General features: G+C 71.6%; 15 protein-coding genes. 3 read left to right on the top strand and 12 right to left on the bottom strand.

Features of this window, described 5'->3' with window-relative positions:
* Positions 1-34: 34 nt before the first annotated feature.
* Complete coding sequence (locus tag AMK22_RS14600; protein WP_073785105.1) at positions 35-856, bottom strand: helix-turn-helix transcriptional regulator; 822 nt, start codon at positions 854-856, stop codon at positions 35-37.
* A 158-nt stretch (positions 857-1,014) separates the two neighbouring features.
* On the opposite strand from AMK22_RS14600, the gene AMK22_RS14595 reads away from it, so the two are divergent.
* Positions 1,015-2,229, top strand: a complete 1,215-nt coding sequence (locus AMK22_RS14595) for an MFS transporter (RefSeq protein WP_073785104.1) — start codon at positions 1,015-1,017, stop codon at positions 2,227-2,229.
* Positions 2,230-2,595: 366 nt separating this feature from the next.
* Here AMK22_RS14595 and AMK22_RS14590 read toward each other — a convergent pair whose 3' ends face one another.
* The gene (locus AMK22_RS14590) at positions 2,596-3,105 is read right to left on the bottom strand and encodes an ATP-binding protein (RefSeq protein ID WP_199883219.1); all 510 of its coding nucleotides are present in this window, start codon (positions 3,103-3,105) and stop codon (positions 2,596-2,598) included.
* A 146-nt stretch (positions 3,106-3,251) separates the two neighbouring features.
* On the opposite strand from AMK22_RS14590, the gene AMK22_RS14585 reads away from it, so the two are divergent.
* Together AMK22_RS14585 and AMK22_RS14580 are read left to right on the top strand one after the other, a co-directional pair.
* Positions 3,252-4,142, top strand: coding sequence for a helix-turn-helix domain-containing protein (locus AMK22_RS14585; RefSeq protein ID WP_073785102.1), 891 nt, complete (start codon positions 3,252-3,254; stop codon positions 4,140-4,142).
* Positions 4,139-4,327 carry a DUF397 domain-containing protein gene (locus tag AMK22_RS14580; RefSeq protein WP_073785101.1) on the top strand — a complete coding sequence of 63 codons (189 nt, stop codon included), beginning with the start codon at positions 4,139-4,141 and terminating at the stop codon, positions 4,325-4,327. Before AMK22_RS14585 ends, AMK22_RS14580 begins: the two co-directional genes overlap by 4 nt.
* 175 nt (positions 4,328-4,502) lie before the next feature.
* On the opposite strand, the gene AMK22_RS14575 is transcribed toward AMK22_RS14580, so the two are convergent.
* From AMK22_RS14575 to AMK22_RS14530, 10 genes are all read right to left on the bottom strand, one after another.
* Positions 4,503-5,147 (bottom strand): hypothetical protein, encoded by a 645-nt coding sequence (locus AMK22_RS14575; protein ID WP_073785099.1) that lies wholly within the window; start codon positions 5,145-5,147, stop codon positions 4,503-4,505.
* A 42-nt stretch (positions 5,148-5,189) separates the two neighbouring features.
* Entirely contained in the window at positions 5,190-6,461 is a 1,272-nt protein-coding gene (locus AMK22_RS14570; RefSeq protein ID WP_073785098.1) for a glycosyltransferase, read from the bottom strand.
* A gap of 76 nt (positions 6,462-6,537) precedes the next feature.
* Positions 6,538-7,791 carry a UDP-glucose dehydrogenase family protein gene (locus tag AMK22_RS14565; protein ID WP_242433984.1) on the bottom strand — a complete coding sequence of 418 codons (1,254 nt, stop codon included), beginning with the start codon at positions 7,789-7,791 and terminating at the stop codon, positions 6,538-6,540.
* Positions 7,792-8,014: 223 nt separating this feature from the next.
* Positions 8,015-9,226, bottom strand: coding sequence for an MFS transporter (locus AMK22_RS14560; RefSeq protein WP_073785096.1), 1,212 nt, complete (start codon positions 9,224-9,226; stop codon positions 8,015-8,017).
* A gap of 121 nt (positions 9,227-9,347) precedes the next feature.
* Positions 9,348-11,189 carry an asparagine synthase (glutamine-hydrolyzing) gene (gene asnB, locus AMK22_RS14555; RefSeq protein WP_073785094.1) on the bottom strand — a complete coding sequence of 614 codons (1,842 nt, stop codon included), beginning with the start codon at positions 11,187-11,189 and terminating at the stop codon, positions 9,348-9,350.
* 75 nt (positions 11,190-11,264) lie between these two features.
* Positions 11,265-13,130: an NAD-dependent epimerase/dehydratase family protein gene (locus AMK22_RS14550; RefSeq protein WP_073785092.1), complete on the bottom strand. Its 1,866-nt coding sequence runs from the start codon at positions 13,128-13,130 to the stop codon at positions 11,265-11,267.
* A 42-nt stretch (positions 13,131-13,172) separates the two neighbouring features.
* Positions 13,173-13,952: a phytanoyl-CoA dioxygenase family protein gene (locus tag AMK22_RS14545; protein WP_073785090.1), complete on the bottom strand. Its 780-nt coding sequence runs from the start codon at positions 13,950-13,952 to the stop codon at positions 13,173-13,175.
* A 583-nt stretch (positions 13,953-14,535) separates the two neighbouring features.
* On the bottom strand, positions 14,536-15,174 hold the full coding sequence (locus AMK22_RS14540) for a TetR/AcrR family transcriptional regulator (protein WP_073785088.1): 639 nt from the start codon (positions 15,172-15,174) through the stop codon (positions 14,536-14,538).
* 221 nt (positions 15,175-15,395) lie between these two features.
* The gene (locus tag AMK22_RS14535; RefSeq protein ID WP_073785320.1) at positions 15,396-16,151 is read right to left on the bottom strand and encodes an SDR family NAD(P)-dependent oxidoreductase; all 756 of its coding nucleotides are present in this window, start codon (positions 16,149-16,151) and stop codon (positions 15,396-15,398) included.
* 1 nt (position 16,152) lies between these two features.
* Positions 16,153-16,857, bottom strand: a complete 705-nt coding sequence (locus tag AMK22_RS14530; protein WP_073785086.1) for a ScbR family autoregulator-binding transcription factor — start codon at positions 16,855-16,857, stop codon at positions 16,153-16,155.
* Positions 16,858-16,873 lie beyond the last annotated feature (16 nt).

The raw sequence follows: 16,873 nt of genomic DNA, 5'->3' as shown, positions 1-16,873 counted from the left end.
GCCCGTGCGCCCGCTCGCGACGATGGGCGCCGGCTCATCCGACGAGCACCTTCAGGGCCTTCTCCGTCGCCCGGTCGTCGGGAAGGTAGGCCAGCAGATGGTGGCCCGGCTCGTCGACGGCGGCGAGCTTGACGTACCGCAGCCGCAGATCGCCGGCCACGGGGTGCCGGAAATGGCGTACTGCGGGATGGAACGCCGAGGTCTCCCGGCGGCCGTACCAGCGCGCCGCATCCGGGTCGGCAAGGAGCTCCTCGGTGATCTCGGCGTACCGGCTGTCCTCCGGGTGCCGGGCTGCCTTCGCCCGGAACTGGCCGAGCAGACTCCGCGCCTCCGGCTCCCAACTGGCCAGCAGCGCACGGGCCGGCGGCCAGCGGAACACCAGCCACAGCAGATTGCGCTGCTTGGGCGCCAGCCGTGCCAGGTCGGTGAGCAGCGCCGTGTACCCCGGGTTCCAGGCCAGCAGGTCCCAGTGCGGGTCGAGCACCACGGCCGGGTTCGGCGCCAGCGACTCCACCAACGACAGCAGATTGCGCGACACCCACCCCGGCGGCTGCTCGGCTGGCGCGGTTCGTTCCACGAACGACATCACATGCGCGGTCTCGTCCGGGGCCAGGCGCAAGGCCCGCGCCACCGACCGCAGCACCTGTTCCGACGTACGGACCCGGCCCTGCTCCAGCCACGCGTACCAGGAACTGCTGATCCCGGCCAGCTCCGCGACCTCCCCGCGCCGCAGCCCCGGAGTACGGCGCCGTGGTGAGCCGGGCAGCCCCACATCGGCGGGCGCCAGCCGCTCGCGGCGAGAGCGCAGAAACGCGCCCAGTTCGCGGCCCGGGCCGTTGAGTCCGCCGCCGTTCATACCCGTCCCCCTTGTGACGCCGACCCGCCCCGGGGCCTGGCACCACGTCCACAACGTGTGAGCAAGGGTAATCGGCTACGGGGCCACCGTGACCGTCCGCGGTGGTGAGCTGGAGCTGCCGGTCCGAAAGCACCGGCAGGCACGACATAAGGAGCCCCATGGACACCACCGACTCGGACCGCACCACCCCCGCGCCCCCTCCGGCCGCCGCCGCGGGCCCGACCGCCCCGCCGCTCCCCGCCGCCTCGCTGCGCCTGTTGCGCGCCGCCGGTTTCGTCAGCAACTTCGACCGCTTCTGCATCACCCCGATGCTGCTGCTCATCGGCACCCAGCTGGGCGTCTCGCTGCCCACGGTGATGCTCGCCGCCAGCGGCTACTTCCTCGCCTACGGCCTGATGCAGCCGGTCTGGGGCCTTGCGAGCGACCGTCTCGGCCGGGTGCGGGTGATGCGGCTCTCGCTGACCGGGGCCGCCGTCGCCGCACTCTGCTCGGTGATCGCACCCGACGCGACCGTGCTGATCGTGGCACGCGCCGCGGCCGGCGCGTTCTTCGCCGCGTCCATCGCCGCGTCCATCACGTACATCGGGGACACCGTGCCCGCCCCGGTCCGCCAGCGCCCGCTCAGCGAACTGATGACCGCGTTCGCACTCGGCACCGCTGTGGCCACCATCGTTGCCGGAGCGCTGGCGCACTACGTCAGTTGGCGCCTGGTCTTCGCCCTGCCCGGCTTGATCGCCGCATACCTGGCCGTCGCCCTGCGCCGGCTGCCGGAGCCGCCGCGGTCGGCGCCCGGTGCGCTGCTGGCCCCGTTCAAGGTCGTCCTGCGCTCCCGCTGGCAGTGGTACGTCATGGCCGTCGCGATGCTCGAAGGCGCCGTCCTACTGGGCTTCTTGACGTACATCGCACCAGCCCTGGAGGCCCAGGGCGCCTCGGCGACGCTGGCCGGTGCGGTGTCCGCGCTGTACGGCGTGGGCTCGATGGCCGCGGCGCAGACGGTCAAGCGGCTGGTCGGGCGCTGGACACCGGTACGGCTGATCGTGGTCGGCGGGGTGCAGATGGCGGTGGCGTTCGGCCTCGCCGCGGCCAGCCGGTCGGTGCCCGCGCTGGTGGTGTGCACACTGCTGCTCGGCGGCGGCTGGTCGTTCATGCACTCCACGATCCAGTCCTGGGCCACCGGCCTCTCTCCGGCAGCCCGCGCCACCGGCGTCGCCATGTTCGGCCTGGCTCTCTACGTCGGCAGCGCCCTCGCCAGCGCTTTCGCCGCCGGACCCGCCGAGCACCACGCCTACCGGGGAATGTTCCTGACGGCCGCGGTCCTCACCGTCCCGCTGACGGTCGCCGCCGCGGCGGGCCGCGCCCGCTACCGGAGCTGACCCGGCCGCACCGGCGCCACACCCGGGTGGCGGACCACATCCGTTTGTGCCATGCGGAATTCGGGAGAAGCGGGCCGGTGCCGAGCGAAGAGAACCAACCGGTCCAGGGGTCCGGCGGATGTGAGGTGACCCCAAGACCTCAAGGCCGCGTTGCGCACGTCCGTCCTCCCTACCCTCTCCCCGGCCGGCTGTCAGGCGATGGACGCCACTGCCGAACCGGGCGTCGGACCGTCCGGCCGGAGCAGGTCCACGGCCCGGAGAGCGGTGGCGTCCGCGTCCGCGGGCAGGAAGCGGCTTGCCTTGCCGCTTCAGGTGACGACGAGCTCGTCCCGGGCCCGGGTGGCGGCCGACGGCCGTCCGCCCGCGTCAGGGGGCGGACGGCCCGGTAAGCCCGCACTCGGCCCAGACCGTCTTCCCCGGCGCGTGCGACCTCGGATGCCAGCCCCAGCGGTCGGCGATCCCCTCGACGAGCAGCAGCCCCCGCCCCCCGCCGGCGAGCCCGGATCCCGGCGCGGGCACGGGGAGTTCCCCGGGCCGGAACGGCACTCGCTCGCCCCGGGTGTCGCTCACCTCGACCCGTACGGTCGGCCGGTCCTCCGCCGTCATGCGGAGTAGGAGGTGGAAGTCCCGCCCGGACACGTGCCCGTGCCGCACCGCGTTCGCCGCGAGCTCGGCGACGACCAGCACGACCGCCTCGTGCGGCCCGGTCCCGTACGGCACGCCCCACTCGTCGAGGCGGACGGCGGCCAGTCGACGGGCGAGCCGGGCACCACGGGCGGTGGAGGTGAACCCCATGGCGAAGACATGGGCACTCAAGTACGAGGACGAGCCGGAAGGTTGAGTCATGCGGCCGTGGGTGTCGACGTTGCTGTTCATGACCACCAGGCTCGTCGCGGTGGCGTAGCGTGACCAGCGGTGACGCACTGACGCGAACCTCTTGTACGCGCGGTGTCGGTGCCGGTACGTGAAGCACGGCGTGACCGCGCCCAGCGGTGGGCGTTGGTCCGGGGAGGCAGGGTGCGATGGCGGCAGAGCGGACGAAGCCCGAGACCGGGGCCGATGCCAGGGCCGGGGCGGATCGGGACGAGGAGAGCGGCGCTCGGGCGGCGGACAAGTCAAGCCAGGGCGTGGTCACCGCGTTCGGGCAGAGCATGAAGACGCTGCGGACGCGGGCGGGGATGGAACGGGAGGAGCTGGGGAACCGGCTGGGCTACTCGGCGTCGACCATCGCGTCGTTCGAGCAGGGCCGGAGAATCCCGCCGCCGCGGGCGATCGACCGGACGGACGAGGTGCTGGACGCGGGCGGCCTACTGACGGTGTGGAAGGAGATGTTGGAGAAGGCGCAGTACCCGGCGTTCTTCCAGGGGATGGCGCAGTTGGAGAAGCGGGCGATGGAGTTGCTCGCGTACGACACGGTAGTGGTCAACGGCCTGCTGCAAACCGAGGAGTACATGCGGGCGCTGCTCGCCATGCGATGTCCGCCTCTGGATCAGGAGACGATCGAGCAACGGGTGATGGCTCGGTTGGCCCGGCAGGACATCCTCGACCGTCGCCCAGCGCCGCTGCTGAGCTTCGTGATGGACGAGTCGGTCCTGCGGCACAGGTACGGTGGCAAGGAAGTTCTTCGAGGGCAACTGGAACACCTGCTCCTGACCGGCCAGCGGCGCAACGTCGAACTCCAGGTCATGCCGACCGACTGCGAAGACAACGCAGGCGTGAACGGCCCGTTCACGGTTGTCACGCGCAAGGACGGCAAGAAGTTTCTGTACGTCGAAGCGCAGAGCACCAGCACCCTGGCGACCGACCCGGAGCAAACGGTTCTCGCCGCCGCGCGCTATGGGATTATCCGTTCACAGGCTCTCACCCCGCGAGAGTCGCTGACGTTCATCGAGAAGTTGCTGGGAGAGCTATGAACAACACTGAATCCCTCGCCTGGTTCAAGAGCAGCTACAGCGGAACCGAGGGCGGCCAGTGCATCGAGGTTGCGGCGGGCATGGGAGCCGTGCACGTTCGTGACTCCAAGGCGGCGACCGGCCCCGTTCTCCAGGTGTCGCGTGAGGCGTGGGTGGGGTTCGTCGGGCTTGCCTCGGCGGAGTAGTACAGCCGGTAGTTGTACGCGCGAGGGCCCTGCCCGTCCGTGTCGGACGGGCAGGGCCCTCGCCTGTGCAGGTATCTCGGTCAGTCCCCCGCCGCCTCCGGGACCAGCGCCGTCCGCGCCGCGTTCCGCCTCCGTTGTGGACGGCGGATGGCGGGCGGCGTGCGGCTGCCAGGCGTCAGGGCGCCGCGCCGGGCTCCGGGGCAGGAAACCAGCGGGTCATGGCGACGGGTTCGGGGCCGGTGCCGCCGTCGGTGGTGAACCACTCGCCCGGGCCGGTCCGTTGCTCCCATGTCTGGTGGAGTTCGGACAGTGCCTGGACGAAGTCCGTGCCGAGAGCCGCGGCTTCGTGGAGGTCCTGGTCGGGGCTCTGCGAGCTGGCCCCGACGATCTGGCCGCGTACCTCGGCGGAGTGGCCGTAGCGGAAGCCGCCGTCGCCGCACAGGTGCGGGTCCACCAGGACGGCGGTGCCCCAGTTGTGGCCGGTTCTTCGGTGCCCGGCCGCCTTGGCCGCGGCGTAGGGGAGGAAGTCGTGGCCCCGTTCTCCCAGGGTGACGGCCGCCAGGACGGCGTCCTCGTTGGGTACCCAGGGGCCCGCTGTGGCGTCCATCAGGACGAACGCCATGTGCGGCCTGGGGTAGACGCCGTGGGGTGCGCGCTCCGGGGAGATGTGGTGGTTGCGCCAGACGCTCTCCGCCCGGCGCAGCGCGAGCCGGGTGAGCAGGGCGTCGAACTGTGGGCCGGACATCAGGTACTGGTAGGGATTGCGGCGGTGGGCGCCGCGGACGGGGAGACCGTCCGGAGAGATCGTTTCGTGGACCATCGTCGTTGCTCCTCCAACGGGCGGCCGGTGTACGGCCGGTGGTCAGGCGGTGGCCGTGTGCACGGCCCGGGAGAAGTGCTCCCAGGCGGTGAGCGTGTCCTGCTCGAACTTCTCCCGGGAGATCTCGGTGGAGATGTCCGCGCGCAACTGCTTGCCGAGCTGCTCGATGCCCAGATGGCTGTCGTGCACGCGGACGACGGCGTCGGCCAGCGCATCACCGGTGGGTCCGAAGAGGTGGGTCCGGGGGAAGAACCTGCGGGCCTCGACCTTGTCCGAGTCGATCATGAGGGTGCACACGCCGGAGAGGGCGGCCTCCAGCGGGGTGATCCCCAGGGTCTCGTAGCGCGAGGGGCAGATGAAGACGCCGACCGGTCTCGCCTTGTCGAACAGCGCGTAGAGCTGCGGTTTGGGCAGTTTGCCGACGGCCATGAACGCGTCGGCGTACTCGGCGGGCACGCGCGAGCGCAGGCTCTCACGGGCGGCGACGTCGTCGACGCCGTCCCCGACGACCAGGATGCGCAGCGGGACACCACGTCGGCGCGCCTGGACACAGCCGTCGACGAGCAGTTCGACGTTCTTGAAGTAGTCCAGTCGCGCGACCGCCGTGAAGGCGAGCACGGCAGCGCCCTCCACGAAGCCCTGGAGGACCGGGTCACGCAGGGGTTCGACCGTGTCCGGCAGCACGATGGGCGGTCGCACGGCCCGGATGCGACGCTCGTCGACGCCGCGGTTGATCAGGTGGGTGCGCTGCAGGCGGGAGTGTTGCAGGACGAACATGCGCTCGTTCGTACGGACCCTGTCCAGGCCGAGTTCCTGGTGCTTGAGCAGGTGCAGTGCCTTCGTCGCGTCGCCGAACGCCCGGCCGGTCGCGTCGGCCGAGAACGTACCGACGAAGTCGTGCACGAACGGGCCGTGATGGGTCACGCAGCAGGCGAACTCATCGGGGTGGAAGCCCAGGAGGGAGTCGGTCTGGTAGTAGAGCATGGCCTGACGCGTCTCGCCGTGCTCGGCGAGCAGGAGCCTCGCGGCCTCGGCGATGGCGCCGCTGACCACCCGCCGCGCCATCCGGAAGTTGAACTGCAGGAGCCCGCAGACGACTCCGGAGCGACGGGCCAGGCGTATCCGGGGCTCGACGAGGTCCTCGTCACGCTGGTAGAGCAGGACGCCCGCGGACAGGCCGGCCCCCCGCAGGCAGCGCAGTACGGAGCGGGCGAAGGACGTCGCACCGACATGGGCCGGGGCCAGTTCGCTGTCGGGGAAGTAGCGTTCGTTGACGACAATGATGCCGGTCAGCTGAGGATCGTGCGGAGACACGGGGAACACTCCAGGTCTGTCGGCGTGGCAACGTGGTGGGGCGCAAGGACGTGCGGGGTGTCGGTGCCGGCCCGGTTCAGGGGCGGCCGGGAGCCCGGTAGTTCCAGCCGGCGGTGCGCCAGGCGGCGGCGTCGAGGACGTTGCGCCCGTCGACGATGTTGCGTTCGCCGCTGACGGTGCCGAGCGCGACCGGGTCGAGACCGGTGAAGTCCGCCCATTCGGTGAGCAGCAGGGTGACGCGCGCGCCGGTCGCCGCCTCCACCGCGGAGCCCGCGTAGCCGAGTTCCGGGCAGGACTTGCGGGCGTTGTCGAGCGCGGCCGGGTCGTAGACCGACACCCTTGCGCCTTCTCCCGCGAGCGCCTTCGCCACGGCCAGGGCCGGGGAGTCGCGGATGTCGTCGGAGTCCGGCTTGAAGGCCGCGCCCAGGACCGCGACGGGGCAGTTCTCCAGCGATCCGCCCGCCAGGTCGCGGGCCAGCTCCACGGCCCGTTCCCGGCGTCGGGTGTTGATCGCGTCGACCTCGCCCAGGAACGCCAGCGCGTGGCCCACTCCGAGCTCCTCGGCCCGGGCCCGGAAGGCACGGATGTCCTTCGGGAGGCAGCCGCCGCCGAATCCGATGCCCGGATGCAGGAATCGCTTGCCGATGCGGTCGTCGTGGGACAGGGCCTCGGCCAGCGCCACGACGTCGGCGTCGACCGCCTCGCACAGTTCGGCCATGGCGTTGATGTAGGAGATCTTCGTGGCGAGGAAGGAGTTCGCGGCGGTCTTGACGAGCTCCGCGGTGGCGAAGTCGGTCACGACGCAAGGGGGGTCGCCCAGCGGTCGGTACAGCTCGCGCAGGGTGCGTTCCGCCTGCGCGGTCCGCACGCCGAGAACGATCCGGTCGGGGCGCAGGGTGTCCTCGACCGCGAACCCCTCGCGCAGGAACTCGGGGTTCCAGGCCAGGTCGGCGCCCGTCTTGGCGGGTGCCAGTTCCTGGAGTCGGCGGGCGAGCCGGTCGGCCGTGCCGACCGGCACCGTCGACTTGCCGACGACGAGGCACGGCCGGACGAGGTGGGGGGCCAGGGCGTCGACGGCCGCGTCGAGCTGGGAGGTGTCGGCGGCGTGCCCGTCGGCGGACTGGGGAGTGCCGAGGCAGAGGAAGTGCACGTCTCCGAAGGCCGCTGCCTCCTCGAAGGAGGTGGTGAACCGCAGCCGTCCCGACTCCAGCCCGTTGCGCAGGAGGGCTCCGAGTCCGTTCTCGTGGATGGGCAGGTCGCCGCCTGCGAGTCGGCGGACCTTGTCCACGTCGATGTCCAGGCCCAGGACCTCGTAGCCCAGTTCGGCCATGCAGGCCGCATGGGTGATTCCGAGGTATCCGGTGCCGATCACGGTGATTCTGCGGGGCGCGTGCAAGGTCGTGGTCCTTCCTTCAGCGGTTTTCGGGCACGGGTGAGGAGCGCCTCGGGCATACGGGACCGGAGGCGCCGCGGATGGCCGGTGGGTGCAAAGTGGCCGGTGGTGTGCGGGCTGGTGGGTGTGGGGTGGCCGGTGGGTCGGGGACGGGCGTCGGTCAGGGACGGGCGCGTGGCAGGTTGCGGATGGCGGGGATGGCGAGCAGGGCGAGGGCGCAGGCGACGGCCGCCACGGTCGAGGCCAGCAGGAGCGACCGCAGGTCGGCGAGGTGGGTGGCCGGACCGGCGATGACCTGGCCGAGCGGGACGGCGAGGATGGATCCGGCGACCTGGTAGGCGGCGACCCGGTTGAGTCGGTCCTCGGGGATCTGGGTCTGGACCGTGGTGGACCACTGGACCCCCCAGAACGCCCAGCCGATGCCGCTGATCGCGTACCCGGCCATGAGCAGGGGCTGGACGGGGACGAGGGCGGCGGCCAGGGGCATGAGGGGGAACAGGAGCATGGCGATGCCGCCCGCGCGCAGCGGACGCGCGGCGCGGACGCGGATGGCGACGAGACCGCCGATCGCGCAGCCGGCGCCGAAGGCGGCCTCCGCGTAACCGAAGGCGGCCTTGCCGTGCTCCGCGATGATGGCGGCGGAGCCGAGCGGGACGATGGGGCCCCAGACGAAGACGCCCAGGACCCACCAGATGAGGATGACGGACCACAGCCAGGCGCGGGAGCGGAACTCGTGCCACCCGGTGAGGAGGTTGGTGAGCGTGGAGGCGTCCCGGTCGGCCCGGACGGGTGCGAGGCGCAGTGCCAGCAGGCAGAGCCCGCTGACCGCGAAGGTGACGGCGTCGAGAGCGAAGACCCAGGCCGGTGACGCCATGGCGACGAGGGTGCCGGCCAGTGCCGGACCGGCCATGGTGGCGAAGCCCTCGCTGACCCGCAGGACACCGTTGGCCTTCTGCGGGTCGGCCGCGACCTGGGGCACGAGACTGGAGGTGCCGGGCTGGAACATGGCGGTGGCCACCCCGCCGATCAGCGATCCGACGATCATGACGGCGAGGGGCGGGTGACCGAGCCACAGGTAGGCGGCGAGCAGCAGTTGCACGAGGAACCGTGTCGCGTCCGCGCCGATCATCAGGGGACGGGGGTGGAAGCGGTCCGCGAACACGCCTCCGAAGACGACGCAGAGCGCGAAGGCCCCCATCCAGGCGCCCAGCGAGTAGCCGACGCCACTGACGCCGTATCCGAGGGAGAACATCGCCACGGCTGTCGCGACCGGGATCATGGTGTCGCCGACCTGCGACGCGACGCGGGCGGTGAAGTAGAACGCGAAGTTCGGCGTCCACAGACGGGACGGCGTGGCGAGGGACAGGCTCATCTGACTTTCCAGGACTGTGGGCAGGAAGGTTTCCAGGGCTGTGGACAGGAAGGGGGCGCCGCCGCAGGCGGGTTCCCGGCGTGCTGCGCGTGGCCGGGGCACCGCCTGCGGAGGCGGGGGCTCACAGAGCGACGCGGACGTCGTAGGACGTGAGCCAGGTGTCGAGTTGGAGGGCGGTCTCCAGAGCGGCCCGGCTCACGCCCTGCCGCAGCCCGTCCGCTCCGTGCGACGCCACCGCCTGCTTGAGTTCCTCCGAGAAGAGCGGGGCGCTCGGGCTGTGCGGGTCCCGGACGATCCCGGCGAGGCGCTCGCGCAGGACACGGTCGTAGGCGCCGGTGCGCAGATTGGGGTACGGGGTCTTGATCCGCATGGCCACGCGTTCGGGGAGCAGATCGCGCATGGCCGCGCGCAGCAGGCTCTTCTCCCGGCCGTCGAAGCTCTTCATGGCCCAGGGGACGTTGAACGTGTAGTCGATGAGCCGGTGGTCGGCGAAGGGGATGCGGATCTGCAGGCCGCAGCTCATGCCCAGCCGGTCGAGCCGGTCGAACAGGACGCGGGAGTGGCGGGTCAGTGCGAGATAGGTGACCTCACGGTGCCGTGCTTCCTTCGGGTCGGAGATCTGCCCGGCCGCCCCCAGCTCCGCCAGCGCGGCACTGTGCGTGTCGAGTTCGTAGGCGGTCAGGTCGAGCTTGGCCAGCAGGCCGGCATCGAAGATCTCGTCGTTCCCGACGTAGCGGTCCCGCCCCTGCGCCACCCAGGGATACGTACCGGCGAAGACCCATTCCGGCAGACGCTGCCAGTTGTAGCCGCCGAAGACGTCGTCCCCGCACTCGCCGGACAGGGCCACCGTGGCGTGTCGGCGAGCGGTGCCGAACAGCCGGTACAGGGAGGCGTACTGGTCGCCCTTGTTGATGGGCAGGTCGTAGGCGCCCAGGACGGACGCCCGCAGGGCCGGGTCGAGCAGGTCCAGCGAGCCGAGCGGGATCTCGGTCAGGTCCGAGCCGACGTGGTCCGCCATCAGCCGGGCGTAGATGTGGTCCTCGTTGCCGGAGGTGCCGTCGGGCAGCGAGGGGTCGTGGTCGTCGACGGCGAAGGAGCGCAGCGTGCCCAGTCCTTCGCGCCGGGCGACCTGGGCCGCCAGCGCCGTCAGGGAGCTCGAGTCCAGCCCTCCCGACAGCAGCGCCGCGGGCGGGATCTCGGCGACCATGTGGTCGCCGACGACCGTTTCGAGCAGTTCGCGCACGGTGGAGACGGTCCGCTCCAAGGAGTCGGTGTGCTCCCCGAGCCGCATGCCCCAGTAGCGTTCCTGCGTCGTGCCCTCCCGGGTGACACGCACCGTGCAGCCGGCCAGGACCTCCCGCATGCCGCGGAAGACGGCGTGGCCGGGGACCCTGGCGACCGACAGGATGTCCCGCAGCCCGTCCGCATCCAGGACGGGGGAGAAATCCGGGTGCGCGAGGATCGCCTTCGGTTCGGACCCGAACACCACGCCGGTGTGCGCGGGCGCGTAGAAGAGCGGCTTGACGCCCAGGCGGTCGCGCACGAGGAGCAGCTCCTGGCGCCGTTCGTCCCAGAGGGCGAAGCCGTAGACGCCTTCGAGCCGCCCGACGAAGTCCGCTCCCCACTCCAGGTAGGCGTGGAGGGCGACCTCGGCGTCCGTGGAGGTTTCGAGGATCCGGCCGAGCGAGCGGAGCCGGGCTCGCAGTTCCCCGGCGTTGTAGAGCTCGCCGTTGAAGGAGATGACGGCGCGGGTGCCGGAGCCGTCGGCGGCGGTGAGGGGCAGGCTACGGCCTTCCAGGCCGTGGGCCGACAGGACCCGCTGTCCCAGGGCGGCGTGTTCGCAGGTCCAGGTGCCGCCGACGGCCGGCCCGCGGCGTGCCATGGTCCGCGTAATTGCGTCGGCGACGTCCTGCCGTGCCGACACGTCGCGCGAGAAATCTACCCATCCGGCTATACCGGACATCGAGTGCTCCTAGGGGTGTGGAGGGAGGACGGTTACTGAGGAAACGGTTGGTCGGGAAGGGAGCCGGGGCGGGAGTCAGGGAAGGAGGTCGCCGCCGTGGATGTCGCAGGCGTACCACTGGGCGAGATCGCGCAGCCCCTCGACCAGGGACGCCGAACTCGTCCAGCCCAGCTCGGACTCGATGAGATCCGTCGCCATGTGCCGGTTGCGCGGCGCCGTGTGCGGTCCGGTCTCCCGGGGGGTGCGGCGGGAGACGTCCGCGACCAGGCCGGCCAGTTCCTCCTCGGCGCAGGCCGCCGTGGCGATGTTGAACACCGGCCGCGACGGCTCGGCGGCGAGGACGGCCCCGATCGCGTCGGCCATGTCCCGGTAGTCCAGGACCTGGTGGATGTCCCCCGGGGAGAGAGTCACAGGGTGTCGTGTCCATGCCAAATGCACCCATTGCACGCACGCGCCCTCGCGCGGGGCGTACGGCCCCACCGGCTCGCCCAGCCGCAGCACCTGCACCGGGATGCCGGTGCGCCCGCCCCATTCCCGGCACCGCTGCTCCTCCTGCCACCAGGCCAGCGCGACGGGGTCCTGCGGCGCCGCGGTCAGTGCGTCCTCGTCGATCCGCTCCGCCGCGCTCCCCCGGTACACGGCGTACGAACCGGCGTACACCAGGCGCTCCACGCCGGCGGCCTCCGCGGCCTTCAGCACGCCGTCGAGCCTCTGGTCGTCGCCCTGGACGGCGCCACCGAGATGCACCACGTACCGCGCCCCGGTCAGATCCGTCACCGACGGCGGCTCCGCCCGGTGCACGGCGTCCAGACCCCCGTCGCCCAGCAGACCCGCGAGCTGCCGGGCGAAGCGACTCGATCCTCCGGTCACCACGGTCCTGCTCCCGGCCGGGGCCGTCGGCCGGGCGGCGTCGGCGCGGCGCGCCCCCCTCCCCGCCCAGAGTGCGTCCGTCGCGAGACCGGCGATCGGGCGGGCCAGGGCGAGCAGTTCGTCGACGGGGTAGTCCTCGCACAGGCCACCGGGGCCCAGTGTCCGCATCGCCGCTTCGACGGTGGCCGCGTCCGGGGCCGGGGAGCCGGCCGTGACGACTCCGATGGTGTAGGCCGTGACCCACACCGCCCTGCGCGTCTCGTCGGACAGCGGGGACGCGGCGGCCGACGCGAGGGCGGCGAGGCAGTCGTCCAGCAGCCCGATACGCTTCAGGTGACGCTCGGTCTCGACGTACTCCCAGCCCTCCTCGTGCCGGACGGCACAACGGGCCAGACCGTACTGGTAGAAGGGCACCACCGGGAAGCGGACCGCTTCGTAGGGCTCCGGATCCCCGGCCCGCTCCGCGAACGACGTCGCCTGGCGCAGCCCGTGGTAGGCGTTGCCCGCGAGACTGGGCATGTCCATGTGCTGCACCAGGCTGGGCGTGCAGAATCTGACCCGGACCCCGCGTGCGTTGAGATAGCGCTGCACCACGACGTCATAGGGCCAGCCGGGCTCGTCCTCCGCCTGGAACCGGGCGTAACCGCGGGCCAGTTCGGCCGGCAGCATGAGCGCGTAGCACGGCACGTGCTCCTGGAGCGTGTAGGCCCACGGATCTCCGGTCAGGGCCGCGAGCCGCGCCACGGCGCCGTTGCGGGTCTCCCAGCCCGCGTAGAACGCGACCGCTTCGTCACCGGCCGCCGCGGCGACCTGCTCGGCGTAGGCGAAGAAGCCGTCGGCGATCGCCACGTCGTCCTGCAGCACCATGTGGTGCGTGGCGTCGGGGGCGACGCAGTCCCAGGAGAGCGGCGCCACCCGCAGCGCGGTGGGGCGTCCGTCGGGCTCGGGGTCGACGACCACCGTGATGCGGCCCTGGGGGTCGGTGGCCGCGACCTCACGGGCCTCTTCCAGTCGGCGAGGGTGGGTCATCACCGCGCCACTCAGTTTCACCGGACGGTCCGGAGTGTTCATGGGATACCTCGATGGTGTCAGGGGGTGGAGGGGCCTGGGCGTTCAGCTCTGCGCGTCGAACTCGCTGTTGCGGACGAGCCTTACGTTCTCCGTCAGCCCCACGTCGTAGCCGCGTTCCCGTTCCAGCCGGAGCATCTTTGCGGGCCGGAAGTTGAGGATGTAGGCGCGGCGCACTCCGTCCGTGGTGTTGCCGCGCGAGTAGTGCAGGGTGGTGCCCGAGTGCGCGACGCCCTCGCCCGCGGACAGCGGCACCGCGGTGGCGCCCGGTTCCGTCTCCGCGCAGTCGCACTGGATGTTCTTGCCGTCGCCGGTCGCGTAGTGGGGCCGGATCGGCTCGCGGTGCGAGCCCCGGACGTACCACATGCAGCCGTTGTCCAGGACGGCGTCGTCCAGCGCCACCCAGATGGACACCGCGCGCTTGTCGGGCAGATCGATCCAGTAGGCCGCGTCCTGGTGCCACGGGGTCGGCACACCGGTGCGGGGCGCCTTGTGGATCAGCATGTCGAAGTCGAACACGGCGTCGTCGCCGATCAGTTCCTTCGCCGTCTCCAGCGCCCTGGCGTGCAACGGCATCTCCCGCAGGGGTTCGTGGAGCGCGGAGGGCCACATGATCTGGGTGATGTTCTCCTGGCCGCCGCCCCGGCGCGGCTCGTGCGACCCGAGGTCGGAGCGCTTGTCGCCGCTCTCGATCTCGCCGCTGAGGAACCGGTCGTAGATGTCCCGGTAGGTCCTCACCTCCTCCGTCGACAGCAACGGGCCCGTGGTGACGAATCCGTCGTTCGCGAAGATCTGCGCCCGGGCGATCTCAGTGTTCACTGTCATGGGAATCCTCCGTGTGACGTGATGCTCAGGTGATCTGCGGTGCGGGTGAGGGCAGTTGCGAACATGCGGCACCGACGGGACGACGGGCAGGAGCGTCGAACGGAAGGCCGCGGGACCAGGACGGTTCGCGGCCCGGAAGATGGCACCGTCGACGTTGACGGAGCGCCGGGAAGGGCAAGGAGCGCCGGTCCGGGCACACCCCGCAACCGGGGACGGCGCACACGGGACGGCACCGGAAGACGCGATCGGGAACGTGGAGGTGCCCTGGCCCCGAGGGGCCGGCACGGACACGTCTTCGTGCTGGTCCTCAACCGCCGGAACGGCTCATGGAATTGCCCGGTCGATGCCTGGCGGACACAGCGGCCCCGGCCATCGGAACGTTCGCCCGTCGAAGAGACGTCATGAACTCGGCGTACCGGGCGCCGCACGGCGGTGCCGGCCGTCGAAGTCCCCCCTCCTTCCCCCGGTCCTTCGCAAGCGAAACGCGCACAGGTGCACCCGGCCCGTTCGAGCCCTGGGGCGCCCGCGCCCATGAAACATACAGAATCCGCGCTTTGTTTACTAGGGGATCAATACTGTCCGCTCAGGATCGGTGACCGGAGCGTGCGGAGCCCCGCCGTCGGCCGCCCGATTCGCCCGACGCACGGGCAGCGCCGCCCAGCACCACCCGCCACATGGATTCGAGCTGGTCGACAACCCTGGCGGGAGCGGCTTCGTCCGGTGTCCGGGCGAGGATCTCCGCCCCCGCCAGCAGGCAGGCGGCCAGCGCGACCACCGTGTCCGGATCCACGCCCGGCCGCAGCTCCCCCTCGCGGTCGGCCCTGAGAACAAGCTCGCGCACCACGGGGATCCACGCGGCCGTCCAGTCGACGGCGCCACGGGGGTCGTCCCGGGCCAGACGCGCCGCGGAACGCACCACCGCCTCGCCCTCCAGGAGACGAGCGAGCCCGACGGTCAGGCCGACGGCTGAGCCCAGGGCCGGCGACGGGTCGTTCGCCACCTGTTCCATCCGGGCGTCCACGAGCACGCGGGCATCGGCCCGAACGGCGTCCGCCAGCTCGCTCTTGGAGGCGAAGTGAAAGGTCAGAGCCCCCATGGACACATCGGCCAGTCGGCAGATGCGGGCGAGCGTGGCGCGCTCGTAGCCGTTCCGGTCGATCTCGACCGCCGCGGCCCGGATCAACCGCCTCCGGGTGCGATCGGATTTCTTCTCGGTCCCCATGTCACCTCTTCCAGTGGGCCGGCACGCTGCGGACGGCGACGGGCGGGCGATCGGAGGTCCGGCCGGGCAGCAGCAGAAGCAAACCAAACGCTCGTTATATTTTTCCAGAGGTGGGCGGACCCCGAATTACCCCGGTACCGACAAGCGGGCTTCCCCATGCGGAGGGGCGGCCCCCCTCTCAGGGACCGCCCCCTGCGCCGTGCGCGCCCGGGTGCGCGGTGTCAGACCGCGGTCCGGCCGCCGTCCACGGGCATCGCGATCCCCGTCACGAACGTCGCCCGGTCGCTGCAGAGCCAGGCCGCGGCCTCCGCCACCTCCTGGGCGGACGCGATACGTCCGCGCAACGTGTGCGACCGGAAGCGCTCCTCCAAGTGGGGCGAGCGGGAGATCAGTTCGTCCATCATCTCCGTTCTCGTGCTGCCCACGACCAGGGCGTTGACACGGATGCCCCGCTGCCCGTAGTCCTGTGCGGCGGCCCTGGTCAGCCCGATCACGGCGTGCTTCGCGGCGATGTACGCGGCGGAGGCGCTGGTGGCGCGCACACCGGCCACGCTGGAGGTGTTGACCACCGACCCGCCGCGGCCGGAGGCGAGCATCACCGGGATCTGGTGCCGCAGGCAGTTCCACACGCCGCGCACATTGACGTCCATCGTCCGGGCGTACACCTCGTCGTCGATCTCGTGCAGCGGGGTGCCGGCCGTGGCGAACCCGGCGTTGTTGAACGCGGCGTCCAGCGTGCCGAAGGTGTCCAGGGCCATCGACACCGCCCGCTCCACGTCCTGCGGGACCGTCACGTCACCGGGGACGGCCAGAGCCCGGCCCCCGGCGGTACGGATCTCCTCCTCGATCCGCGCCAGGGGCTCCCGCCGACGGGCCATCAGCACCACCGCCGCGCCCTCCTGGGCGAACAGGCGCGCGGCCGCGGCGCCGATCCCGCTGGACGCCCCCGTGATCATGGCGACCTTGCCGTTCAGCATCTCAGTCCCCCCGGCCCCGGTCGTCCGCGCCACCCGGAGATCCGGGGCCCGCCTCGGCGCGCCGGTCGGCGGCGACCGCTTCCATCAGCGGGCGCACCCGGGCGGGGCTCACCTCCGTGCGGGCGATCACCGACGGCACGGCGACACCGGGCAGGACGAGCCGCCACATCCGCACCACTCGCTCAGGGAGGTCGGCCCGGCCGTTCTCCACCGCCGCGTACATCTGCATGCCGGTGCAGGACTCGACGACGAGTTCGGCGAGTTCGCGCGGCTCCACGCCGGGCTGCAGCTCGCCCTTGTCCCGGGCCACCCGCAGGCAGTCCTCCATGATGCGCACCCACTCCCGGTAGGGGTTGGCGTCCCGCATGCCGAAGGACTCCTGTTCACCGGTCAGCCGCACCCCGGCCCGCAGAAGCACGTCGACCTGCAACCGCTGCGACCAGACCATGGTGATGTCGACCAGGCGCTGCATCCCCTCCGATGCGAGCAGCGGCAGGATCGTGTCCGGCTGCGCGTTCATCACGGCCCGCGCCAGTTCCTCCTTGGAACTGAAGTGGAAGTAGAGCGCCCCCGCCGTCACCCCGGCCGCCCTGAGGATCTGGTTGATGCTCGAACCGGCGTAGCCGTGCTGATCGAACGCCTCGGCCGCAGCCCGCAGCAGCGCTTCGCGCGTCCGCGCGGCCCGTTCTTGTCGTGGCCGACCCATCGGCCGCCCCTCTCCA

It is taken from the genome of Streptomyces sp. CB01580, from assembly GCF_001905795.1.
Taxonomy (GTDB): Bacteria; Actinomycetota; Actinomycetes; order Streptomycetales; family Streptomycetaceae; genus Streptomyces.
The sequence above is the reverse complement of the archived record's forward strand: the minus strand, read 5'-3'. Positions and strand labels throughout refer to the sequence as shown.